The sequence below is a fragment of the Arthrobacter sp. P1_A5 genome, assembly GCF_056406825.1.
Window position 1 is genome coordinate 1 of sequence record NZ_JBFTZL010000015.1, and the last position, 20,543, is coordinate 20,543.

At 67.0% G+C, this 20,543-nt stretch carries 20 protein-coding genes; 13 read left to right on the forward strand and 7 right to left on the reverse strand.

Features of this window, described 5'->3' with window-relative positions:
* Positions 1 to 224: 224 nt before the first annotated feature.
* Positions 225 to 389: a hypothetical protein gene (locus tag AC1D1S_RS04955; RefSeq protein WP_476993868.1), complete on the reverse strand. Its 165-nt coding sequence runs from the start codon at positions 387 to 389 to the stop codon at positions 225 to 227.
* Between the two features lie 72 nt (positions 390 to 461).
* On the opposite strand from AC1D1S_RS04955, the gene AC1D1S_RS04960 reads away from it, so the two are divergent.
* A complete protein-coding gene (locus AC1D1S_RS04960) occupies positions 462 to 1,088 on the forward strand; it encodes a dihydrofolate reductase family protein (protein ID WP_476993869.1) in 627 nt (208 codons plus the stop codon).
* Positions 1,089 to 1,251: 163 nt separating this feature from the next.
* Here AC1D1S_RS04960 and AC1D1S_RS04965 read toward each other — a convergent pair whose 3' ends face one another.
* Both AC1D1S_RS04965 and AC1D1S_RS04970 read right to left on the reverse strand, forming a co-directional pair.
* Positions 1,252 to 1,815, reverse strand: a complete 564-nt coding sequence (locus AC1D1S_RS04965) for a GNAT family N-acetyltransferase (RefSeq protein ID WP_476993870.1) — start codon at positions 1,813 to 1,815, stop codon at positions 1,252 to 1,254.
* Positions 1,816 to 1,875: 60 nt separating this feature from the next.
* Positions 1,876 to 3,045, reverse strand: coding sequence for an acetate kinase (locus AC1D1S_RS04970; protein ID WP_476993871.1), 1,170 nt, complete (start codon positions 3,043 to 3,045; stop codon positions 1,876 to 1,878).
* A 223-nt stretch (positions 3,046 to 3,268) separates the two neighbouring features.
* Between AC1D1S_RS04970 and AC1D1S_RS04975 the strand changes: the two genes are divergently transcribed.
* A complete protein-coding gene (locus AC1D1S_RS04975; protein WP_476993872.1) occupies positions 3,269 to 3,532 on the forward strand; it encodes a hypothetical protein in 264 nt (87 codons plus the stop codon).
* Here AC1D1S_RS04975 and pta read toward each other — a convergent pair whose 3' ends face one another.
* Entirely contained in the window at positions 3,533 to 5,644 is a 2,112-nt protein-coding gene (pta, locus tag AC1D1S_RS04980; protein ID WP_476993873.1) for a phosphate acetyltransferase, read from the reverse strand.
* A 91-nt stretch (positions 5,645 to 5,735) separates the two neighbouring features.
* Here pta and AC1D1S_RS04985 point away from each other — a divergent pair, with 91 nt between their 5' ends.
* The 6 genes from AC1D1S_RS04985 to gad all read left to right on the forward strand — a co-directional run bounded on the left by AC1D1S_RS04985 (position 5,736) and on the right by gad (position 12,936).
* On the forward strand, positions 5,736 to 6,266 hold the full coding sequence (locus tag AC1D1S_RS04985; protein ID WP_243181912.1) for a hotdog fold thioesterase: 531 nt from the start codon (positions 5,736 to 5,738) through the stop codon (positions 6,264 to 6,266).
* 16 nt (positions 6,267 to 6,282) lie between these two features.
* Positions 6,283 to 7,611 carry a phenylacetate--CoA ligase PaaK gene (gene paaK / locus AC1D1S_RS04990; protein WP_476993874.1) on the forward strand — a complete coding sequence of 443 codons (1,329 nt, stop codon included), beginning with the start codon at positions 6,283 to 6,285 and terminating at the stop codon, positions 7,609 to 7,611.
* Between the two features lie 31 nt (positions 7,612 to 7,642).
* A complete protein-coding gene (locus tag AC1D1S_RS04995; protein ID WP_028276376.1) occupies positions 7,643 to 8,248 on the forward strand; it encodes a TetR/AcrR family transcriptional regulator in 606 nt (201 codons plus the stop codon).
* Positions 8,249 to 8,317: 69 nt separating this feature from the next.
* Complete coding sequence (locus tag AC1D1S_RS05000) at positions 8,318 to 9,187, forward strand: DUF427 domain-containing protein (RefSeq protein ID WP_476993875.1); 870 nt, start codon at positions 8,318 to 8,320, stop codon at positions 9,185 to 9,187.
* Positions 9,188 to 9,455: 268 nt separating this feature from the next.
* Positions 9,456 to 11,525, forward strand: a complete 2,070-nt coding sequence (locus AC1D1S_RS05005; protein WP_476993876.1) for a chloride channel protein — start codon at positions 9,456 to 9,458, stop codon at positions 11,523 to 11,525.
* A 31-nt stretch (positions 11,526 to 11,556) separates the two neighbouring features.
* Entirely contained in the window at positions 11,557 to 12,936 is a 1,380-nt protein-coding gene (gad, locus tag AC1D1S_RS05010; protein ID WP_243181916.1) for a glutamate decarboxylase, read from the forward strand.
* Positions 12,937 to 12,977: 41 nt separating this feature from the next.
* On the opposite strand, the gene AC1D1S_RS05015 is transcribed toward gad, so the two are convergent.
* On the reverse strand, positions 12,978 to 13,859 hold the full coding sequence (locus AC1D1S_RS05015; protein ID WP_243181917.1) for a helix-turn-helix transcriptional regulator: 882 nt from the start codon (positions 13,857 to 13,859) through the stop codon (positions 12,978 to 12,980).
* A gap of 102 nt (positions 13,860 to 13,961) precedes the next feature.
* Here AC1D1S_RS05015 and AC1D1S_RS05020 point away from each other — a divergent pair, with 102 nt between their 5' ends.
* The 5 genes from AC1D1S_RS05020 (at position 13,962) to AC1D1S_RS05040 (ending at position 17,709) form a co-directional block, all read left to right on the forward strand.
* On the forward strand, positions 13,962 to 14,885 hold the full coding sequence (locus AC1D1S_RS05020) for an MFS transporter (RefSeq protein ID WP_476993877.1): 924 nt from the start codon (positions 13,962 to 13,964) through the stop codon (positions 14,883 to 14,885).
* A 78-nt stretch (positions 14,886 to 14,963) separates the two neighbouring features.
* Positions 14,964 to 15,845, forward strand: coding sequence for an aldo/keto reductase (locus AC1D1S_RS05025; RefSeq protein WP_476993891.1), 882 nt, complete (start codon positions 14,964 to 14,966; stop codon positions 15,843 to 15,845).
* Between the two features lie 20 nt (positions 15,846 to 15,865).
* Entirely contained in the window at positions 15,866 to 16,894 is a 1,029-nt protein-coding gene (locus AC1D1S_RS05030; RefSeq protein WP_476993878.1) for an aldo/keto reductase, read from the forward strand.
* A 72-nt stretch (positions 16,895 to 16,966) separates the two neighbouring features.
* The gene (locus tag AC1D1S_RS05035; RefSeq protein ID WP_476993879.1) at positions 16,967 to 17,299 is read left to right on the forward strand and encodes a carboxymuconolactone decarboxylase family protein; all 333 of its coding nucleotides are present in this window, start codon (positions 16,967 to 16,969) and stop codon (positions 17,297 to 17,299) included.
* Between the two features lie 8 nt (positions 17,300 to 17,307).
* A complete protein-coding gene (locus AC1D1S_RS05040; protein WP_476993880.1) occupies positions 17,308 to 17,709 on the forward strand; it encodes a (R)-mandelonitrile lyase in 402 nt (133 codons plus the stop codon).
* A gap of 107 nt (positions 17,710 to 17,816) precedes the next feature.
* Here AC1D1S_RS05040 and AC1D1S_RS05045 read toward each other — a convergent pair whose 3' ends face one another.
* The gene (locus tag AC1D1S_RS05045; protein WP_028276383.1) at positions 17,817 to 18,224 is read right to left on the reverse strand and encodes a VOC family protein; all 408 of its coding nucleotides are present in this window, start codon (positions 18,222 to 18,224) and stop codon (positions 17,817 to 17,819) included.
* A 176-nt stretch (positions 18,225 to 18,400) separates the two neighbouring features.
* The gene (gene paaZ, locus AC1D1S_RS05050; protein WP_476993881.1) at positions 18,401 to 20,503 is read right to left on the reverse strand and encodes a phenylacetic acid degradation bifunctional protein PaaZ; all 2,103 of its coding nucleotides are present in this window, start codon (positions 20,501 to 20,503) and stop codon (positions 18,401 to 18,403) included.
* Positions 20,504 to 20,543 lie beyond the last annotated feature (40 nt).

Sequence of the window (20,543 nt, forward strand, 5' to 3'; positions counted from 1 at the left end):
TCTCACCGGCGCCCGCATCCACCGCGCCGCCGGCACCCTAAGGCGAGGACCCGAATCGGGTTCGAATCGGGTTCGGATTGGGCCCGAATCGGTTCCGAATTGACGCAGATGGCCGGAATGAGGACTTCATTCCGGCCATCTGCGTCAGATCGGCGTCTCGACAGACCGCCACCCGTGAGATCGCTGCCCCGTCAGGTCGGTACTTCCCTTAGATGGCGCTTCCCTTAGATTGGGGCCTCGTTGCGCCGTCGGATGCCGGATACCTGCTGCCGGGCCTTCCATTCATCCGCGGGGATGGTGTACACCATTTCCGTGGCCCGTTCGTCCTTGTTGTGCCACTTGCCACCTGCCGTGATTCCAGGCCCAACCCGGGCCAGTGAATCCGGCACCCGGAGCACCCAGCACCCAGCACCCAGCACCCAGCACCCAGCACCCAGCACCCAGCACGGAGAGGCAACACGATGAGACTAACGCTGACTGAGTTCCTCACGTTGGACGGTGTGGCGCAGGGTCCTGGATCGCCCGAGGAGGATACCAGCGACGGCTTCTCACAAGGAGGTTGGTTCGTCCCCTTCCTTGACGAGGAATTCATCCAGCGGGCGGCGGACTGGCTTGGCGAGGCGGATGCGTTGCTGTTCGGCCGCCGGACCTACGTCAACTTCGCGAGGGACTGGCCGAGAATCACGGACCCTGATGATCCGTTCTCTGAGAAGATGAACGGTTTGCGGAAGTACGTGGCCTCGCAGAGCCTGGCGCAGGCTGGTTGGGCGCCGACGACCATCCTGTCCGGGGACGTCCCCGCACAGGTTGCTGAGTTGAAGAGGCAGCCCGGCAGGGAGTTACAGATCCACGGGAGTGCCCGGCTGGCCCAGTCGCTCCTGGCGAAGGGGCTGATCGACGAACTGAGGCTGGTGATCGCCCCTGTGGTGGTGGGTAACGGCAGGCAACTGTTTCCGCCCGGAGGCGCCCCGGCGGGCCTGCGTCTGGTCGGCAATGAGGCGACGCCGGGCGGACTCGCGATTCTTGTCTATGAGTCGGCAGGGCTTCCGACGTACGGGACCTATGAGCCTGGCTCGTCCGGCACCTGAGGCCCGTGGTTGAGCTTGAGGCCGATGGTTGGGTCGGCCGCTACGCTGCACCCCCCCTTCGTCACCGCGGCCCTCGTCTCCACGGCATCCCTGCCGGCCGGGCAGGGAAGACCGCCCTCAAGGTACTCAGCCGGAGTTGCGCGAGTTCAAGCGCCGGACAAGGTCAGCGGGCCTGCCACTCGTCCGCGAGGATGGCGTACACCACCTCCGTGGCCCATTCGCCCTTGTAGTGCCATTTGTCCACCTGCCGTGATTCCAGGCGCATGCCGAGCCGTTCACAGAGTGCCGCCGAGGCCGTGTTCAGGGCATCGAGCTTGGCGTCGATGCGATGKAAGCCCAGGTCCTCAAAGCCGAGCTTCAGCAGTGCCCGGGCGGCCTCGCTGGCGATGCCCCGTCCCCGCGCCTCCGGGGCCAGGCTCCAGCCGATCTCGGCCTGCCCGCACCCCTCCAGCCACTTCAGCACCACCTCGCCGAGGAGCCCGGGCGAATCCTGGGCCTCAATCGCCAGGGCCACCCAGTCACCCTCCTTCTCGAACTCGAAGTTGGCGTATCGCCCCACCGTTTCCATCGACTGGGTGTAGCTCTTGGCCTCGCGGGGCAGGAACCGGGCGGTTTCCGGGAGCGAGTGGTAGGCATGGAAGGCATCGAGGTCGGCAGCTGCAAAACGCCGCAGCACCAGCCGCTCGGTGCGGATGGGCAGCGGAGGCAGCGGCTTGGGTTCATTCATGTCCCCAACGCTACCCATCCGCTGCTCCGGAAGCGCCGTTTTGCGCGGCCAAAAGGGCGGCTACGGAGCAACGGAGGCCTGCGCGACGACGGCGGCCGTTGCCTCCGCGATCGCCCGTTCCTCGTCGGTGGGGACCACCAGGACCGGCAGGGCCGACGTCGGGGTGGAAATGACGCGGGGTTCCCTGGACCGTTCCCGGTTCAGCCCGGCGTCGAGCTCGACGCCGAGGGCACCGAGCCGCTGCGCCACCAGGTTCCGGAACTGGTGCGAGTTCTCGCCGATTCCGGCCGTGAACACAAGGGCCTTCGCGCCGCCCACGGCCACGTGGTAGCCGCCGATGTACTTCGCGAGCCGGTAGGAGGCGACCGCCAGGGCCATGGCCGCCTTGGCATCGCCGGCTTCCGCGGCCTCGACCACGGAGCGCATGTCGTTGTTGCCGGCCAGGCCTTTGAGCCCGGACTGCCGGTTCAGCATCGAATCCAGGTCCTCGGGTGACCATCCGTTCCGGCCGAGGAAGACCAGGATGGACGGGTCGAGGTCGCCGGATCGGGTGCCCATGACGAGTCCCTCGAGGGGCGTGAATCCCATGGACGTGTCGATTGACTGGCCGCCGCGGATCGCGGTGACCGAGGCGCCGTTCCCCAGGTGGGCGATCACGGCGTCGAACTCCTCGACCGGAACGTCCAGCAGCGCCGCYGACCGGTGCGCAACGTATTCGTGCGAGGTGCCGTGGAAGCCGTAGCGGCGGATCCCATGGTTCGTGTAGAGCTCGTCCGGCACCGCATAGCGCCAGGCGTGCTCRGGCAGGGTGCGGTGGAAGGCGGTGTCGAACACGGCCACCTGCGGCAGTTCGGGCCACTTCTTCGAGATCGCGCGGATGCCAAGGACGTTGGCGGGGTTGTGCAACGGGGCGAGCGGGTTCAGCCGCTCAATGGCCCGGGTGATCTCGTTGTTGACCAGCACCGGCTCGGCGAAGCGCTCCCCGCCGTGCACCACGCGGTGGCCGACGGCATCCAGTACGCGGTCCCCCAAGGCGTCGTGGATGGCGGCGTCCACCTGCTCCAGCGCCTCGGCGTGGTCGCGCGGACCCTCGATCTGGCCGTCGCCTTCACCGCCGGCGCCCATGCCGATCTTCTCGATCAGGCCTTCGGTGAGCACGCTGCCGGCCTCGACGTCGCGCACCTGGTACTTGAGCGAGGACGAGCCGGAGTTGATGACGAGCACGAGCATGGGGCCTCCTAAGCCTTGGCTTCGACGCTACCCGAGGGTGCGCCGGGACTGGCATCACGCCGGAGCCTGGCCGAGCGCTCCGTGGGATCCACTATAAATTGCCGGACCAAATTTGCCGGAACGCCAGTGGCGCCCATCCGTTGCGAAAGCCAGTCCGTTGCGAAAGCCTGGCCGGGCGCCTAGAGTCGGCGGACCAACTGGACAACTCACGAAGGGGATTTCCATGACTGACGACGCGACCCAGCCGGAGAGCACCGAACCAGCGGGCACCGAACCCGCCAGCGGTTCCGGTAAACAGGATCCCACCGGCGTCGTCGGCGCGAACCCGGCCCTGGACGACACAGGAAACCCCAAAGCCGCCGAGGTCGGCGAAGCGCCCGAGGCCCCCGAGAATCTGGAGGACCTGGATCTCACGCCGGCGGGCCTGGCCGATGAGCCGGCCAAGGAGGAAGACCCCGAAAGTCCGGCGAAGCCGGAAAACAGCTGACTATGCGCGGGCAGCCGCAGGTTCCGGCTCGGTAGCGGGMTCCACGGACTGCGCCTGCACGGCGGTGATGGCCACCGTGTTCACGATGTCCTCCACGGTGCACCCGCGCGAGAGGTCGTTAACCGGCTTGCGGAGGCCCTGCAGGACCGGCCCGACGGCGACCGCACCCGAGGACTGCTGCACTGCCTTGTAGGTGTTGTTGCCGGTGTTCAGGTCCGGGAAGATGAACACGGTCGCCTGCCCTGCCACGGACGAGCCCGGCATCTTGGACGCGGCGATGGCGGCGTCGACGGCGGCGTCGTACTGGATGGGGCCTTCAACGGCGAGATCCGGGCGGCGGTCCTTCACGACTTCGGTGGCCTRCCGGACTTTGTCCACTGCTTCCCCGGTCCCGGATCCGCCGGTGGAGTAGGACAGCATGGCCACCCGCGGCTCCACGCCGAACTGGGCTGCGGTCTCGGCTGAGGCCAGCGCGATATCCGCCAGCTGCTCCGCGTTCGGGTCAGGGTTGACCGCGCAGTCGCCGTAGACCAGCACCCGGTCCGGCATCAGCATCAGGAACACCGAGGAGACGATTTTTACGCCGTCCCGCGTCTTGACGAACTCCAGCGCGGGCCGGATGGTGTGGGCCGTGGTGTGCGCGGCGCCGGACACCATGCCGTCCACCACGCCGAGCTGCACCATCATGGTGCCGAAGTAGCTGCCGTCGAGCATGACTTCCAGCGCCCGGGCCAGGTCCACGCCCTTGTGCGCCCGCAGCTCCGCGTACTTCTGGGCAAACTGCTGGCGCAGCTCCGACGTCGCGGGGTCCACGATGCTCATGCCGGAGAGGTCGATGCCCTGGGTGGACGCCAGCTCCCGGACCGCCGACTCATTGCCCAGGATCGTGAGGTCGCAGACGTCCCGCCGGTGCAGAATTTCGGCGGCCCGCAGGATCCGCACGTCGTTCCCCTCGGGCAGGACGATGTGCCGGCGCTGCAGCCGGGCCCGCTCAATGAGGTCGTGCAGGAACCGCAGCGGCGTCATCCGCTCCAGCCGCGGCAGGTGCAGCCGCTCCACCAGCTCGGCCTCGTCCACGCGCTTAGCCCACAGCCCCACGGCCGAGGCCACCTTGCGGCGGTGCCCCGACCAGATCTCGCTGCGGACCTCGGACACCCGTTTGGCGGTGGTGTAGGTATCGTCCGGGGCCGCGAACACGGGGAATGGTGCCTGCGCCAGCAGGGAGTAGATGTTGGGGTCCGGGGCCAGGCCGCCGGTGAGGATGAGCGCCGACGGCACCGGAAACTCGGGCGAGAACGACGACGCGAGGCACGCGACCATCACGTCCGCACGGTCACCCGGGACGATCACGAGGGCGCCGTCGTCGAGCACGTGCAGGAAGTTGGCCACGTTCATCGCCGCCACCTTGATGGAATGGACGTCGCGTTCCATGTCCTGGCGGCCGGCCACCTGGCGGATCCCGAGGGCCGAGGCCACCTCCCCGGTGGTCGGCCGTGCGATGTCCTCCAGCTCGGGGAAGACGTAGACGGGGCGGCCGGACGCGCCGGGCTTCACGGCGGCGACGATCCCGTCCACGTCCTCCGGGTCGGCGCGGTTCACCATGATGGCCAGGAGGCTGCAGTGTTCCGCCGCCAGTTCCTTGCGCGCAACCTCGACGGCGTCGGCAGCCTCCGCGACGGTCCGCCCCTTCGCGCCCACCACGGCGACGATCGAGGCGGCCAGGTTGTTCGCGAGGCGAGCGTTGAGGTCGAATTCGACGGCGGCATCCTGGCCGGTGAGGTCCGTCCCCTCCACAATCACCACGTCGCAGTGGCGGGACATTTCGGCGAAGATCTCCACGCAGCGGGCGTCGATCTCGGCCCTGTTTCCCTCGGCCAGCAGCCCGCGGACCTCGGCAAACGTCAGGCCGCCGCGGCAGCGCTGGTCATCAAGATCGAACCGGGCCTTCATCAGCGCCACCATCGGGTCCGCCGCGGCGTCGTTGCCGTGAACCACAGGCTTGAAGAAGCCGATCCGGTCCGCGTGCCGGTGGAGGGTGTCCGCCAGCCCCAGCGCTATGAGGGACTTGCCGGAGCCCGGGGTGGTCGCGCTGACGTAAATTCCTTTGGCCATGTGTCCCAGCATACTTACACCCCTTGACAGCGGGCACCCACATGGGATTACCTAATGAACATTCGGTAAATAAAGCTGGAGGCAACGACGCATGGCTGAACTGACGGTTTCCGGGGGCACCCACCCCATCCTGAAAGACGACTACGCCTCGGAATGGATGGGCATCGAAGTCCTGGCGCTGGACGACGGGCATGCCACGATCCGCATGACGCTCCGGCAGGAAATGCTCAACGGCTTCGGCATGGCCCACGGCGGAATGATCTTCGCCTTCGGCGACACCGCCTTCGCCCTCGCCTGCAACCCGGCCAACCCGCTCCCGGGCGAGGACTCCAGCATCACGGTTGCTGCCGGCGTCGACATCAACTTCCTGAAGCCCGCCTTCCGCGGACAGGTGCTGACCGCCGTCGCGAACCGCCGCGCCAGCACCGGACGCAGCGGGCTGTACGACATCCAGATCTACGCCGCCGACTCTGGCGCGGGCATCCCGGCGGCGGCACCGGCCGGCGCGGCCCCCGCAGCAACCCTTCCGGGCCAGCTCCCCACCGATACCGCTACCGACGCCCCTACGTGGGAACTCATCGCCGAGTTCCGCGGCCGCAGCCGCACCATCTCCAAGAAATAGAAACAGGGAACCACTGATGACCCAAGAAACTGCCGCCGCCACTACCGACGCTGTCCTGGACCGCGAGGAGACCATCTCCCGCGACGAGCTCGAGGCGCTCCAGCTCAGCCGCCTGCAGCACACCGTGGCCTACGCCTATGACCGCGTCCCCCTGTACAAGCGCAAGTTCGACGAGGCCGGCGTCCACCCGGCGGACCTGCGTGAACTCTCCGACCTCGGCAAGTTCCCCTTCACCACCAAGGAGGACCTCCGCCTCGAGTACCCCTTCGGCATGTTCGCCGTGCCGCAGCACGAGGTCGCCCGGATCCACGCCAGCTCCGGCACGACGGGCCGCGCCACCGTGGTGKGCTACACGAAGAAGGACCTCGCCGACTGGGCCAAGCTTGTGGCCCGCTCGCTGCGCGCCTCCGGCGTCCGGCCCGGCATGAAGGTGCACAACGCTTACGGCTACGGCCTGTTCACCGGCGGCATGGGCGCCCACGCCGGCGCCGAGGCCCTCGGCTGCACCGTCATCCCGATCTCCGGCGGCCAGACCGAGCGCCAGATCACCCTCATCCAGGACTTCAAGCCCGACGCCATCCTGGCCACCCCCACGTACCTGCTGACCATCGCCGACGCCATGATCAAGCAGGGCATCGACCCGGCCTCCACGTCCCTGAAGTACGCCGTCCTGGGCGCCGAGCCGTGGACCGAAGAAATGCGGCACGAGCTCGAGACCACCATGAACCTCAAGGCCTGCGACATCTACGGCCTCTCCGAGGTCATGGGCCCGGGCGTCGCCGGCGAAGCCGTGGAAACGCAGGACGGCAGCCACATCTGGGAGGACCACTTCCGGCCCGAGATCATCGACGCCTTCGACCCCACCGTGGTGCTGGGCGACGGCGAACCCGGTGAGCTGGTGTTCACCTCGCTCACGAAGGAAGCGCTGCCGATCATCCGGTACCGCACCAAGGACCTCACCCGGCTGCTGCCGGGCACCGCGCGCCCGGCGCACCGCCGCATGGGCCGCATCACCGGCCGCAGCGACGACATGATCATCCTGCGCGGCGTGAACCTGTTCCCGTCCCAAATCGAGGAGATCGCCCTGCGCATCCCCGAGCTCAGCCCGCACTTCCAGCTGGAACTGACCCGGCCCGAGGGCCATCGGATGGACCAGATGACCGTCAAGATCGAGCGCCGCGACGCCGTCAGCGTCGAGGGCGCGGCGGCGGCTGCCAAGGCCCTGCAGCAGCAGATCAAGATCCACGTCGGTTCCTCCTGCACCGTCGACGTCGTCGACCCCGGCTCGCTGGAGCGGTCCAACGGCAAGCTGCGCCGGATCTACGACATGCGCCCCAAGGGCTGAGTGAGCACCAGATCGTGAGAAACTAGCCACTATGCCCAGCACAGCAACCACCACCAAGCGCGGCCGCCCCGGCTATGACCAGCAGTCGGTGCTGGTCATCGCCGTCGACGTCTTCAACCGCCACGGCTACGATGCCACCTCGATGGGTATCCTTGCTGAGAACCTGGGCATCTCCAAGTCCGCGATCTACCACCACGTCCCGTCCAAGGGTGACCTGCTGAAGCTAGCCCTGGACCACGCCCTGGGCGGGCTCGAGGCGATCCTGGACCAGCCCGGGGCAACCTCCGGTTCGGCCGATGCCCGGCTGGAGTTCGTGGTCCGCCAGACCATCTCGGTGCTGGTGGAGCGGCTGCCCTTCGTGACGCTGCTGCTGCGCCTGCGCGGGAACACGGAGATCGAGCGGGATGCGTTGGAACGGCGCCGCACCTTCGACCACAAGGTCGCCGCACTGATTTCCGAGGCCCGGGATGAGGGCTCGCTCCGCCAGGACATTGACCCCCGCACCGTCACCCGGCTGCTGTTCGGCACCATCAACTCGATCGTCGAGTGGTACAAGCCGGGCGGCTCGCTGTCCCCGGAGAAGCTGGCCGACGACGTCATCACCATGGCGTTCCACGGCCTACACGTCCCCCGCTGACCGCCCGCCGGCCGGCGGGTGGCCGGGACAGTCGTTGACGGCAGGATAACGGACGCCCACCCTGTAGTCATGGCCACGAAGATATCTGACGTCCTCTTCAGCACGTTCCCCGATTTGCGTTACCAGCCCACCGCAAAAAGGGTCCGTGCCATGGTGGGCGGGCGTGCCGTCGTCGACACTCTGGGTGCGCTCTTGGTGTGGGAGCCCAAACGCATCACCCCCATCTACGCAGTTTCCGAAGGCGACCTCCGGGCCGAACTGGCGCCGCCGGGGCAGCAGGCGGGCGATGTCCCGGAACACGACTTCAGAGTGAGCCGGGAGGGGCCGCGGGCACTGGATCCGCGCACGGGGTTCGGCAGGCACACGGCGGCCGGTGAGGAGCTCGACGTCGTCACTCCCCATGCGAGGCTGCCCCGAGCTGCCTTCCGGCCGGCGGACCCCGACCTCGCCGGCTACGTGGTGCTGGATTTCAACGCCTTCGACTGGCTCGAGGACGACGAGGAGATCATCGGCCACCCACGTGATCCGTTCCACCGTGTGGACATCCGGGCGTCCTCGCTCACCGTTGAGGTAGGGCTCGACGGCGTCACTCTCGCCACGACGAACGGCGCGCAGCTGCTCTACGAAACCATGCTGCCGGTGCGCTACTACATTCCGCCGTCGGATGTGCGGCTGGATCTGATGGAAGAGAGCCCCAAACGGACCATCTGCCCGTAYAAGGGCCAGGCGAGCTACTGGAGCTACCCTGCTTCCGGGCAGGGCAGGAACGTCGCGTGGAGCTATGACCGGCGGCTCCTCGACGCCGCCCAGATCCACGGACTTGTCAGTTTCTTCAATGAGAGAGTGGACATCACGGTGGACGGCGTCCGGCAGGAGCGCCCGGTCACGCCGTGGTCACGCCCGGACGGAGCGGGGGCACCGGGGGCACCTGGGGTGTGACCCGCAGCGCTTTGGTTCTCTTTCACCCGCATTGGGTGACGACCGCCCCCCACTGGAAGGGTTAGCTTGGAGAACATCTGAAGGACCACCTCTATCGCTTGTGAGACCTCGCTAAAGGCTCCCGCCGTCTGGCGGAAGGAGGAGGGATGATGTTCTGCTCGTTGATCATCGGTGACCCGCGGTGTTGCCGGACGGGCACGCCACCCCGAGTTGGAAAAAGGACATTCGGGGTCACCCGAATCGTCACAGCCGCGCCGGGTTGCCGGGAATGAGCGAGCCTGCCGCATCGCCGCCCAGTTTCGATCCGGCCGTCGTCATTCGTTCCAGGGCGTACATCTCTGCGCTCGTGCTGGCTGCGGTCTTGGGCGTTCCCATCTCGGTCATTGCGTACGGCTTTCTCGCTTTGGTCGCGGTGGTCCAGCAGTACGTCTTCGTAGGCCTGCCGGAACAAGTCCTCGGGAGTCCCGTTCCTGCCTGGTGGCCGGTTCCCTGGTTGGTGCTGTGTGGGCTGTTGACGGCGTCGACCATACGGTATCTGCCGGGAACCGCGGGCCACTCACCGGCTTTCGGCTTCAAGACGGGCGGCGGTCCGCCCAGCGGCCGGGAGCTCGTGGGCATTATTCTCGCGGCACTGACCACGCTCAGCCTGGGTGCGGTGCTCGGGCCGGAGGGTCCGCTGATCGCGATCGGTGGCGGCCTCGGGGCGTTGGCGGTGCACCTGGCGAAGAAGGACGCTCCGCCGATGGCCCTGACGATCATGGCGTCGGCCGGCAGCTTCGCAGCGATCAGTACCCTGCTCGGATCCCCCGTGCTCGGTGCATTCCTGATCATGGAGGCCGCCGGGATCGGGGGAATGACGCTGAGCCTGATGGCCCTGCCCGGACTGCTCGCTTCCGGCGTCGGGGCGCTGGTGTTCGTCGGCCTGGACGGCTGGACCGGGCTGGGCAGCTTCTCGCTGGCGCTGCCCGTCGTGCCGCCTGCGGTGCCGCCGACCCTGGCGACGCTGGGCTGGGCGGTGATCATGGGCGTCGTCGGCGCGCTGTTGGGATGGTTGATCCGCTGGGTCGGGCTCTCGCTTCGTCCGGTCGTGCACCTGAACCGGATATTGGTGACCTCTGGGCTCGGCCTGCTGATCGGTCTTGCCGCGATGGCCTACCAGTTGATCTCTGGGAACAGCTTCACGCAGGTCTTGTTCTCGGGGCAGGACGCCCTTCCGGATCTGGTCGAACACGCCACGGACTACTCGCTTTCGGCGCTCCTCCTGCTGATCTCTTGTAAGGCCTTTGCCTACGGGCTCTCGCTGAGCGCATTTCGTGGTGGGCCCGTGTTCCCTTCGATGTTCATCGGTGCGGCGCTCGGTATTGTCGCGAGCGGGTTGCCCGGAATGAATCTCGCGGCAGGACTCGGCATGGGCATGGGAGCCATGTGCGCAGCCATGCTGCGGCTGCCGTTGACGTCGACCCTGCTGGCCACGCTGCTGCTGGGAGTGGACGGTGTGGCGGTAACACCGCAGGTGGTGGTGGCTGTGGCGGTGGCCTTCGTGATCTCCAACGTGCTCCCGGTCCCGGGCCCGAAAGGGCCCGTGGCGCCTGACGCTGGCGGGAAGGTCCGCCATCGGGCTGACTCGAAGTCCGGCCATGCAAGTGAGATGTCGAGCGCGGGAGGTTCGACCGRACGGGACCGGTGGATCGCGTGGTTGTTCATCATTGGCTCGAGTCTGTTCGCCTTGGGGGCGGTTCCGTCATACGCCGAGGCCGTGGGATTGCGCTTGTGCGCGATCACCTTCTTCGTCGGTTCGCTGTTCTTCACCAGTGCGTCGTTCCTGCAGTACCGCGAAGCCGTTGACGCCCTCCCGTTCCTGGGGGCCAAGCGCCGCCACTGGTTTTGGGTGTGGGCGCCACGGAATCTCGGCTGGCTCGCCTGCGCAGTTCAACTTGCCGGCACGCTGTGGTTCAACTGGAGTACGGGAAACGCATTGCGGGTCAATCTCAGTGTGGCGCTGACCGAGCAGCGGGTGTGGCGACCCGATGCGCTGGGTTCAGTCGCCTTCCTCGTTGCCAGCGGTGTGGCGTTGCGGGATGCCGGTCGCGCCATTGCCGGCAGGCCCAGGCCCCGGGTGTGGAAAATCGGCGTGATCAACCTGGCCGGCTCTGTTGCGTTCGGCGTCTCGGCTCTGGCGGCCTTTGTCATACCGTCGAGCGGCGATGTCTGGAACGCCGACCTGGCCACTCTCGGCACCCTCGTAGGAGCCCTGTGCTTCCTCACCGGCGCGATTCTGATGCTGAGTCCAGAATCCGCCGCCGTCTCGGTTCCCGCGGACCGGGGAGCTCATCCGTAACCCCCTTTCAACAGTCTCGTGAGGAGAAGTGATGTCAATAAATTCCCAGCCGGCGGACGCCGACGTGGCACTGTTCGGCAACCGATTTGTCACCCAGGAGGTTCCGAGCCGGGAGTTCCCGGAGACCGGCATTCCTGCTGAGGACGCTTTGCGGCTGGTGTCGGAGGACCTGGCGCTGGAGGGTGATCCGGCCCGGAACCTGGCCACCTTCGTAACGACATGGATGGAGCCGCAGGCCCAGCAGATCATCGCAGCGAACCTGCACCGCAATTTCATCGACCACGCCGAATATCCCCGCACGGCCGAAATCGAGCAGCGCTGCATTCGGATGCTTGCAGACCTTTTCCACGCGCCCGGCGAGACGACGGGCGCCCGGACCCAGGGATCGTCCGAGGCGATCATGCTCGGCGGCCTGTCCCTGAAGTGGAACTGGCGCAAACGCCGCGAGGCCGCCGGCGCATCGACGTCGAGCCCTAACCTGGTGTTCGGCGGCGACGTGCATGTTGTGTGGGAGAAGTTCTGCCGCTACTTCGACGTCGAGCCGCGGATCGTGCCCCTGCAGCCGGGGAAGTACACGATCGGCCCGGAGGACGTGGAGGCCCATATCGATGAGAACACCATCGGCGTCGCAGCCGTGCTGGGCACGACGTTCACCGGGCACAAAGACGACATCGCCGGCATCAACGACCTGCTGGTTCGGGTCAAGGGTGAGCGGGGCCTTGATGTGCCGCTGCACGTGGACGGGGCCAGTGGGGGGTTTGTCTGGCCCTTCCTGTACCCGGACTCCAAGTGGGACTTCCGGCTCGAGCAGGTCCGCTCGATCAATGTCTCCGGACACAAGTTCGGACTGGTCTATCCGGGCATCGGCTGGCTGATCTTCCGGGAGAAGGCCGACCTGGCCAAGGACCTTGTTTTTGAGGAGAACTACCTCGGCAAGACCGACTCGACGTTCACCCTGAACTTCTCCACCGGCTCGTCGATGGTTCTCGCCCAGTACTACAACTTCGTGCGCTACGGCCGCGCCGGCTACACCTACATCATGCAGAACATGCAGTCCAACGCCCGCGCCCTCGCCGAGAAGTTGGAGGCCATGGGCCGGTTCGAGATCATCGGCCCCGACGAGGAGCAACTTCCCCTGGTTGCGTTCCGGCTCGCCGCCGACCCCGGGTACGACGAGTTCGACATTGCCTGGCAGCTCTCGGCCGAACGCGGCTGGATGGTGCCGGCCTACACCCTGCCGCCGAACGCCCAGAACGTGACGATCATGCGTGCGCTGGTCAAGGAAACGATGAGCCGCGAGCACGTCGACACGCTCGCCCGGGATATCGAGGAGGCGTGCTCAACGCTGGCGAAGAAGGGCGGCGCGCACGAATCCGAACGAAAGAAGATCGTCACCGGACCCGGGCATTGACTGGGTGGCGCCAACAATGAGCGCGGCGCAGGAACGGTCGGTTATTTCTTCTCCCTGACTGCGGCCGCTGCCGTCTCGCGCTGGGTGGCGGCCCAGCTGGCGAGGACTTTCAGGGCGTCCTCGGAGGGTGTCCCGGGATCTGCCGTGTAGACGTTGATGCGCAGCCCCGGGTCCGCGGGCAGTTCCAGTGCCTCGAAGCTCAGGTCCAGGTCCCCCACGATCGGGTGGTGGAGCCGTTTGCGGCCGGTGCGGTGGTACTTCACGTCGTGCCTCGCCCACCGGGTGCGGAACTCCTCGCTGCGGGTCGAAAGCTCTCCGACCAGGTCCGAGAGGTCCCTGTCGTAGGGGTTTTTCCCGGCGGTGGACCTCAGGACCGCGACGATGTCGTCCGCGCTGCGTTCCCAATCGGCGAAGAACTCCCGCGCTTTCGGGTTCAGGAAGGTGAACCGTGCACTGTTCGGCGGAGTCACCTGCTCAGCCATCATGTCCAGGTAGAGGGCACGGCCGAGTTCGTTGGCGGCAAGGACATCCCCGCGGTCGTTGCGGACCCAGGCCGGCGCCGTCGTGATCGCATCAATGACGCGTTGCACGCTCGGCCGCACCGTCTGCGGGCTGCGCTTTCGCCGCACCCGGGGAGCGGCCGTGGCCGCGCGGGCCAGGTCAAAAAGGTGGGCCGTCTCGGCGTCGTCAAGCTTCAGTGCCCGGCAGAGGGCTTCAAGGACGCTGTCCGAGGCGCCGGAGAGGTTTCCGCGCTCAAGGCGTATGTAGTAATCGATGCTCATCCCGGCGAGCATCGCGACTTCCTCGCGGCGCAGCCCGGTAACGCGGCGGTTTCCGCCGTAGACCGGGAGGCCGGCCTCCTCTGGCGTGATCCTGGCACGGCGGGAGGTCAGGAACTTCCGCACGTCGTCGCTGTGTGTCATGGCCTCCACGCTACCCGCGGCCTATGCGACGAGGGAGGCACTGGCATTACCCGGAACGTCCGTGACTCCCCGCCGTTGAGAAATCACGGTTCCATGGAAAACATGAATCCTGAACCCGCAGCTACTGGCCGCCCGGCGGCGATCCTGGCGATCATCCTCGCCAGCTACTTCATGATCCTGCTGGACAACTCGGTCATCTTCACGGCCCTGCCGAGCCTGCAGGCCGATCTCCAGCTGGGTACCGAGGAGCTTTCCTGGGTCCAGGACGCGTACACGCTGGTCTTCGGCGGCCTGCTGCTTCTCGGCGCCCGGGCCGGCGACCTCCTCGGCCGCCGGCGTGTCTTCGTGTTCGGGCTGGTGGTGTTCTCGGTCGCGTCCCTGCTGATCGGGCTGGCCCCGGCGGGCTGGTGGGCGATCGCCGGCCGGGCGATCCAGGGCATCGGGGCGGCGATCGTCACGCCCGCCTCCCTGTCCCTGCTCACGGCGAGCTTCCCGGAAGGCCGTGAGCGCACGCGGGCCGTGGCGTTATACGGCGCGACCGCAGGGATGGGTGCCAGCCTGGGACTGGACATCGGCGGGGCGCTGGCCCACTGGATCTCTTGGCGTGCCGGGTTCTTCGTCAACGTGCCCATCGGCGCCGCGATGATCGCACTCGCTCCGCGGTTCCTCCCGGAAACCGGCAGGGCCCGCGGCCGCTTCGACCTGTTCGGCGCGCTCAGCGCGACCCTGGGTGTCGGCGCCCTCGTGTTCGGCATCATCAACACCGCCGACGCGGGCTGGGCCTCCCCGGCCACCTGCCTCGGGCTGGGCATCGCGGTCGCGGCCGCAGCCACTGTCCCGGCCGCCGGCGCTGCCGCAGGGCACCTGGCCACGCAGGCCAGCGCTGCCCTCACCACGGGCAGTGTCCTCCTGCTCCTGGCCCTGGCTGTCACCGCGGCCCTCATTCTGCCCGCTGATCTGGCCGCCCGCCGGGCCCGGACACCGCTCGGGGCCGCACCCGCACCCCTGGCCGAGGCCGCCCGCTGACCTGTCAACATCCGAAAAGGGGGTACTCACGTGCCCTCCCACAATCCCGCACACCTGAATACCGTGAAAGGCATGAACATGGAACTTACTCTCAATAACGGCGTCACGATGCCCGCCCTCGGACTGGGCGTCTTCCAAAGCGCACCGGAGCAAACGACGGCGGCCGTCGAAACGGCGCTGGCGGCCGGCTACCGGCACATCGACACTGCCGCGGCGTACGGCAACGAGCGGGAGGTCGGTGAGGGCATCCGCAACTCGGGCCTGGACCGTTCCGACGTGTTCATCGAGACCAAAGTCTGGGTCAGCGACTACGGGTACGACCAGACGCTGCACGCCTGGGAGAAGGCTGTTGGCAAGCTCGGCGTCGACTACCTGGACCTGTTCATCCTGCATCAGCCCGCCCCCGACCGCTTCGAAAGAACTGTCGGCGCGTACAAGGCACTGGAGACCCTGCATGCTGACGGGCGCGTCCGGGCGATCGGTGTCAGCAACTTCATGCCGCACCACCTGGTGCAGTTGCTGGCGGCCACAGACGTCGTCCCGGCGGTGAACCAGATTGAGCTGCACCCATACTTCGCCCAGCCGGCCGTCCAGGCAACGGACACCGAACACGGCATCCTTACCCAGGCGTGGTCACCGATCGGAGGCATCACTTTTTACCCCGGATGGGGCGAGAAGCGCAGGAACGTGATGGAAGACCCGACTATCACCGGCATCGGACAAACACACGGAAAAAGCCCCGCCCAGGTAATGATCCGCTGGCACCTGCAGCAGGGCCGCTCAGCCATCCCGAAGTCGACCAACCCCGCACGCATCGCGGAGAACTTCGACGTCTTCGACTTCGAACTCGGCGCCGACGAACTCGCCGCCATCGACGCACTCGACACCGGCGTGCGCAACGGACCGGATCCCGACGAGGCCCGCGAAGAACGCTTCGCCATGGTCATCCCCGAAGCCTGAGACAGAGAGAAGGCACCATCATGGAATACCGTCCCCTTGGCCGCACCGGCGTGCGGGTCAGTCCCTTATGCCTCGGCGCGATGATGTTCGGCCCCTGGGGCAACAATGACACCGCGGACTCCATTCGAATCATCCACCGCGCCCTCGACGCGGGAATCAACTTCATCGACACCGCCGATGTCTACTCCGGCGGGGCATCCGAGGAAATCGTCGGGCAGGCACTGGAAGGCCGGCGTGAGGACGTGTTCCTCGCCACGAAGTTCTTCATGCCCATGAGCGAGGACGAACCCAACCAGCGGGGTGGATCCCGCCGCTGGATCATGCGGGCGGTCGAAGACTCCCTTCGCCGCTTGAACACCGATTACATCGACCTCTACCAGGTGCACCGGCCCAGCCCGGATACCGACGTCGAGGAGACTCTCGGCGCCCTCACCGACCTGGTCCGCCAAGGGAAGGTGCGGTACGTCGGCTCCTCGTCGTATTCCGGGTCGCAGATCGTGGAAGCCCAATGGGCATCCCGGGAACGCAACCTCGAGCGGTTTGTCACCGAGCAGCCGCCGTACTCGATCCTGGTCCGCGGTATCGAGGAGGACATCCTTCCCACGGTGCAGCGCCACGGTATGGGCACCCTGACCTACAGCCCGCTCAGCGGCGGCTGGCTCTCCGGGCGCTGGCGTAAAAACGCAGCCTCCGCGCCCACCTCAACCGCGCGGCCGAACGCCCGGTTCGACATGACGAGCCCGGCCAACCAGCGCAAGCTCGACATCGTTGAAGAACTCGCCCGCCTCGCTGAACAAGCCGGGCTGACGCTCATCGAACTGGCCATCGCCTTCGTGATCAACCACCCCGGCGTCACGGCCGCCATCGTGGGACCGCGCACCATGGAACAGCTCGAGTCTTACCTGCCCGCCGCGGACATCACCTTGGCCAGCGACGTGCTGGACCGCATCGACCAGCTCGTCGCACCCGGCGTTACCGTCAACCCGGACGACAACAGCTATGGCGCCAACGAACTCACGCCCCTGGCGCGGCGACGCAAACAACTGTGACCAACGAGGCGGTTGAAGCCCTGCATGAAGCCCTGTGCAGCAATTCCAGTTTCCACTGAAAGAAGGAAAATCATGACTGACCAACCCCAACAGATCGGCGGAGGCCGGAACATGTTCGGAGACTTCGCCCCGAAGCTCGCCGAGCTCAGCGACGACGTCCTGTTCGCGGACGTCTGGAACCGCCCGGAGCTTCCGGCCCGTGACCGCAGCCTCATCACCGTCGCCGTACTCACCGCCGGCGGCAACACCGAACAGCTCGGCTTCCACCTTGGCCGCGCCATTGAGAACGGCGTCACCCGGGAAGAACTCATCGAAGCCATCACCCATGTCACGCTCTACGCAGGCTGGCCCAAGGGCATGGCCGCCATGGGCGTCGCCAAGCGACTCTTCACCGAGAGCGAGTAAGGATCACCATGAACATCGAACCCACTGTCCCCACTGCGAAGAACCCGCCGGCCCGGTTCGCCGGCGACGTCTGGCTCGATCCGATCGCGCTCCCGCACGAGCCGGATCAGACGATGGTGGTCGCGACCGTCCGTTTTGCGCCCGGGGCCCGCACCGCCTGGCACTCCCACGAACACGGCCAGTACCTCCGCGTCACCCAGGGTGTTGGCCGGTTCGGAACCCGGGACGGCAAGATCGTCGAAGTCCACCCCGGCCAGACGCTCTACACGCCGCCCGGCGAGGAGCACTGGCACGCGGCCGCCCCTGGCTGCTTCATGGAACATATCKCCATGCTCCAGAACGGCGAGGACGCAGCGACGACCACCACGTGGGGCGAGCACATCACCGACGACGAGTACAACGGAAGCTGACCAGCCCGCGCCACCGGAAGGCGGCGAGGCGCCCTGGATGACGGCGGGCAACAGAAAAGGGCGCCCCGCTGAGCCGGAGCGCCCGAAAATCCGCCGTTGCCCGCCGTTTAGAGCTGGTAATCAGCTGCCGTGGTGATGTTCTCGTGCACGCACAGAATATTGTGCTCGGAGTCCATGAACCAGGCGCACTTCTCTGAATCCGTTGTACAAATATGGTTCTCGGTCTTGAGGTCCGGGCGATCGTAGTCCTGGAACATGACGCCCTTGGCTTCCATTTCCTGGACCGTGCGCTCGATCTCGCTGACTTCGAAGCTCAGGGTGGTGTGCTCTGAATGCATTCCATCCTTGACTGGCATCAGCTGCAGCATTGGACCGCCTTCTGAGCCGAACAATTCGCTTCCGTCATCTGCCACGCCACGGTGCGGGAGCCCCAAAGTGTCCGCGTAGAAATGCCGGGCACGCTCTGCATCATCAACTGGCAGGACTGTTGTGGCTTTATTGAGTACTAGGGTCATTTCGCCACCTCCTACGAGCAAGATTTTACGCCGGAGCGGGGTCGAAAGCCCCTACAAATTGCGCCTCCGAACAAGCAACGCTCCCCCACTCGCGGCAGAACAACAGCGGACGCTCCCGCACTAGTGAGGGAGCGTCCGCGCTGGACCCGCAGGACGTGAGGGAGCGTCGGGTGAGGCTACTTCTCGACGAGGGTCAGGACGTCGTAAGTCGCGACGATTTCGTCGTTCTGGTTGGTCAGGACGGCGTCCCAGGCCACCTCGCCGTACTCGTCGGTCTCGCGCGGGGTGATCTTCTTGGCCGTCAGGGTCACGCGGATGGAATCGCCCGCGGCCACGGGGGTGATGAACCGCAGGTTCTCCAGGCCGTAGTTGGCCAGGACCGGTCCCGGCGCGGGCTCCACGAACAGGCCGGCGGCCCAGCTGAGCAGGAGGTAGCCGTGCGCCACGATGCCCGGGAAGAAGGGGTTGGCCGCGGCAGCTTCCTGGTTGGTGTGGGCGTAGAAGGTGTCGCCGGTGGAGTTCGCGAACTTGGTGATTTCCTCCAGCGAGACCTCGCGCAGCTCCGAGCGGATGGCGTCGCCGATGTGCAGGGTGGCGAGGGATTTCCGGAACGGGTGCTGGCCCTCGGTCTCGAGCGTGAAGTTGCGGTCCGCTCCGGTGTGCCAGAGCCCGGTGACGGCGGTGAGCATGTTCGGCGAGCCCTGGATGGCGGTGCGCTGCATGTGGTGCATCACCGAGCGGATCCCGCCGAGCTCTTCGCCGCCGCCGGCGCGGCCGGGACCGCCGTGGACCAGGTGCGGGACCGGGGAGCCGTGGCCGGTGGAGCTGCGGGCGTCCTCGCGGTTGAGCATGAGCACGCGGCCGTGGTGGGCCGCGATGCCGGTGACCAGCTGCTGGGCCACGGCGGGATCGTTCGTACAGACCGTGGCGACGAGCGAGCCGCCGCCGCGGGCGGCGAGGCGGACGCCGTCGGCCAGGTCCGTGTAGCCGATCACCGACGACACCGGGCCGAAGGCCTCGAGCGAGTGGACTTCCTCGGCCTCCGGGTTGGCCCAGCTCAGCAGGACCGGGGACATGAAGGCGCCGCCGTCGACGACGCCGATGCTGCCGTCCGCGCTGGTGACCTTGGGCGCGTCGAGCGTGCCGTAGGCGAGCTCCCCGCCGGCGTCGAGCATGGACTGTACGGCGGCGCGCACGTCGGCGAGCTGCTCGAGGGAGGCCAGGGCGCCCATGGTGACGCCCTCGGCGCGGGGATCACCGAGCACGACGCGTTCGCGGATGCGGTCCCCCACGGCGGCAGTGACGTCGGCGACGAGTTCCTGCGGCACGATCGCGCGGCGGATCGAGGTGCATTTCTGGCCGGCCTTGGCGGTCATCTCGGTGACGAGGGACTTGATGAAGGCGTCGAATTCCGGTGTGCCCTTGACCGCATCCGGGCCCAGGATCGCGGCATTCAGGGAGTCGGTCTCGGACGTGAAGCGGACCCCGCCCTTGACCACATTGGGGTGCGACTTGAGCGTGTTGGCGGTCGACGCGGAGCCGGTGAAGGCCACGAGGTCGCGGTAGTCCAGGTGGTCCAGCAGCGTGCGGACCGAGCCGGAAATCAGCTGCAGCGAGCCGGTGGGCAGGATGCCGGATTCGTCGATCGCCTTGACCACGGCGGCGGCCACGTACCCGGTGGGGGTGGCGGGCTTGACGATGGTGGGGACGCCGGCGAGGAAGGCCGGGGCCAGCTTCTCCAGCATGCCCCAGACCGGGAAGTTGAAGGCGTTAATCTGCACGGCGACGCCGGGGATGCGGGTGTAGATGTGCTCACCGGCGAACGAGCCGTCGCGGGACAGCACCTCCATGGGGCCATCCACCACCACCTGGGAGTTGGGCAGCTCCCGGCGGCCCTTGGACCCGAAGGTGAACAGGACGCCGATGCCGCCGTCGATGTCGATCATGGAGTCGATCTTGGTGGCGCCGGTCTGCGCCGAGAGCGCGTAGAACTCCTCGCGGCGGCCATTGAGGTACTGCGCCAGTTCCTTGAGCTTGAGCGCGCGCTGGTGGAAGGTCAGCGTGCCAAGTTCCGTCTGGCCGGTGGTGCGGCCGTAATCCACGACGGCGGCGAGGTCGAGCCCCTCGGTGCTCACCTTCGCCAGGAGTTCGCCGGTGCTGGCGTCCAGTACCGGCGCCGCGCCGGCGGCGGCGGCGTCGTCGGGAGTCSACCAGGAACCCCGGATGAAACTGGGAACGATCTCGACAGTGTCTACTGCGGGTGCGGCTGTGGTGGTCATCGTTGACGGGTCCTTCCAACGGGGGAGCAAGATCAACRSG

Excerpts from the sequence above, each read along its gene's own strand:
- AC1D1S_RS04960 (WP_476993869.1), top strand. The coding sequence starts at position 462 with ATGAGACTAACGCTGACTGAGTTCCTCACGTTGGACGGTGTGGCGCAG.
- AC1D1S_RS04975 (WP_476993872.1), top strand. The coding sequence starts at position 3,269 with ATGACTGACGACGCGACCCAGCCGGAGAGCACCGAACCAGCGGGCACC.
- AC1D1S_RS04985 (WP_243181912.1), top strand. The coding sequence starts at position 5,736 with ATGGCTGAACTGACGGTTTCCGGGGGCACCCACCCCATCCTGAAAGAC.
- AC1D1S_RS04995 (WP_028276376.1), top strand. The coding sequence starts at position 7,643 with ATGCCCAGCACAGCAACCACCACCAAGCGCGGCCGCCCCGGCTATGAC.
- gad (WP_243181916.1), top strand. The coding sequence starts at position 11,557 with ATGTCAATAAATTCCCAGCCGGCGGACGCCGACGTGGCACTGTTCGGC.
- AC1D1S_RS05015 (WP_243181917.1), bottom strand. The coding sequence starts at position 13,859 with ATGACACACAGCGACGACGTGCGGAAGTTCCTGACCTCCCGCCGTGCC.
- AC1D1S_RS05020 (WP_476993877.1), top strand. The coding sequence starts at position 13,962 with ATGAATCCTGAACCCGCAGCTACTGGCCGCCCGGCGGCGATCCTGGCG.
- AC1D1S_RS05025 (WP_476993891.1), top strand. The coding sequence starts at position 14,964 with ATGGAACTTACTCTCAATAACGGCGTCACGATGCCCGCCCTCGGACTG.
- AC1D1S_RS05030 (WP_476993878.1), top strand. The coding sequence starts at position 15,866 with ATGGAATACCGTCCCCTTGGCCGCACCGGCGTGCGGGTCAGTCCCTTA.
- AC1D1S_RS05035 (WP_476993879.1), top strand. The coding sequence starts at position 16,967 with ATGACTGACCAACCCCAACAGATCGGCGGAGGCCGGAACATGTTCGGA.
- AC1D1S_RS05045 (WP_028276383.1), bottom strand. The coding sequence starts at position 18,224 with ATGACCCTAGTACTCAATAAAGCCACAACAGTCCTGCCAGTTGATGAT.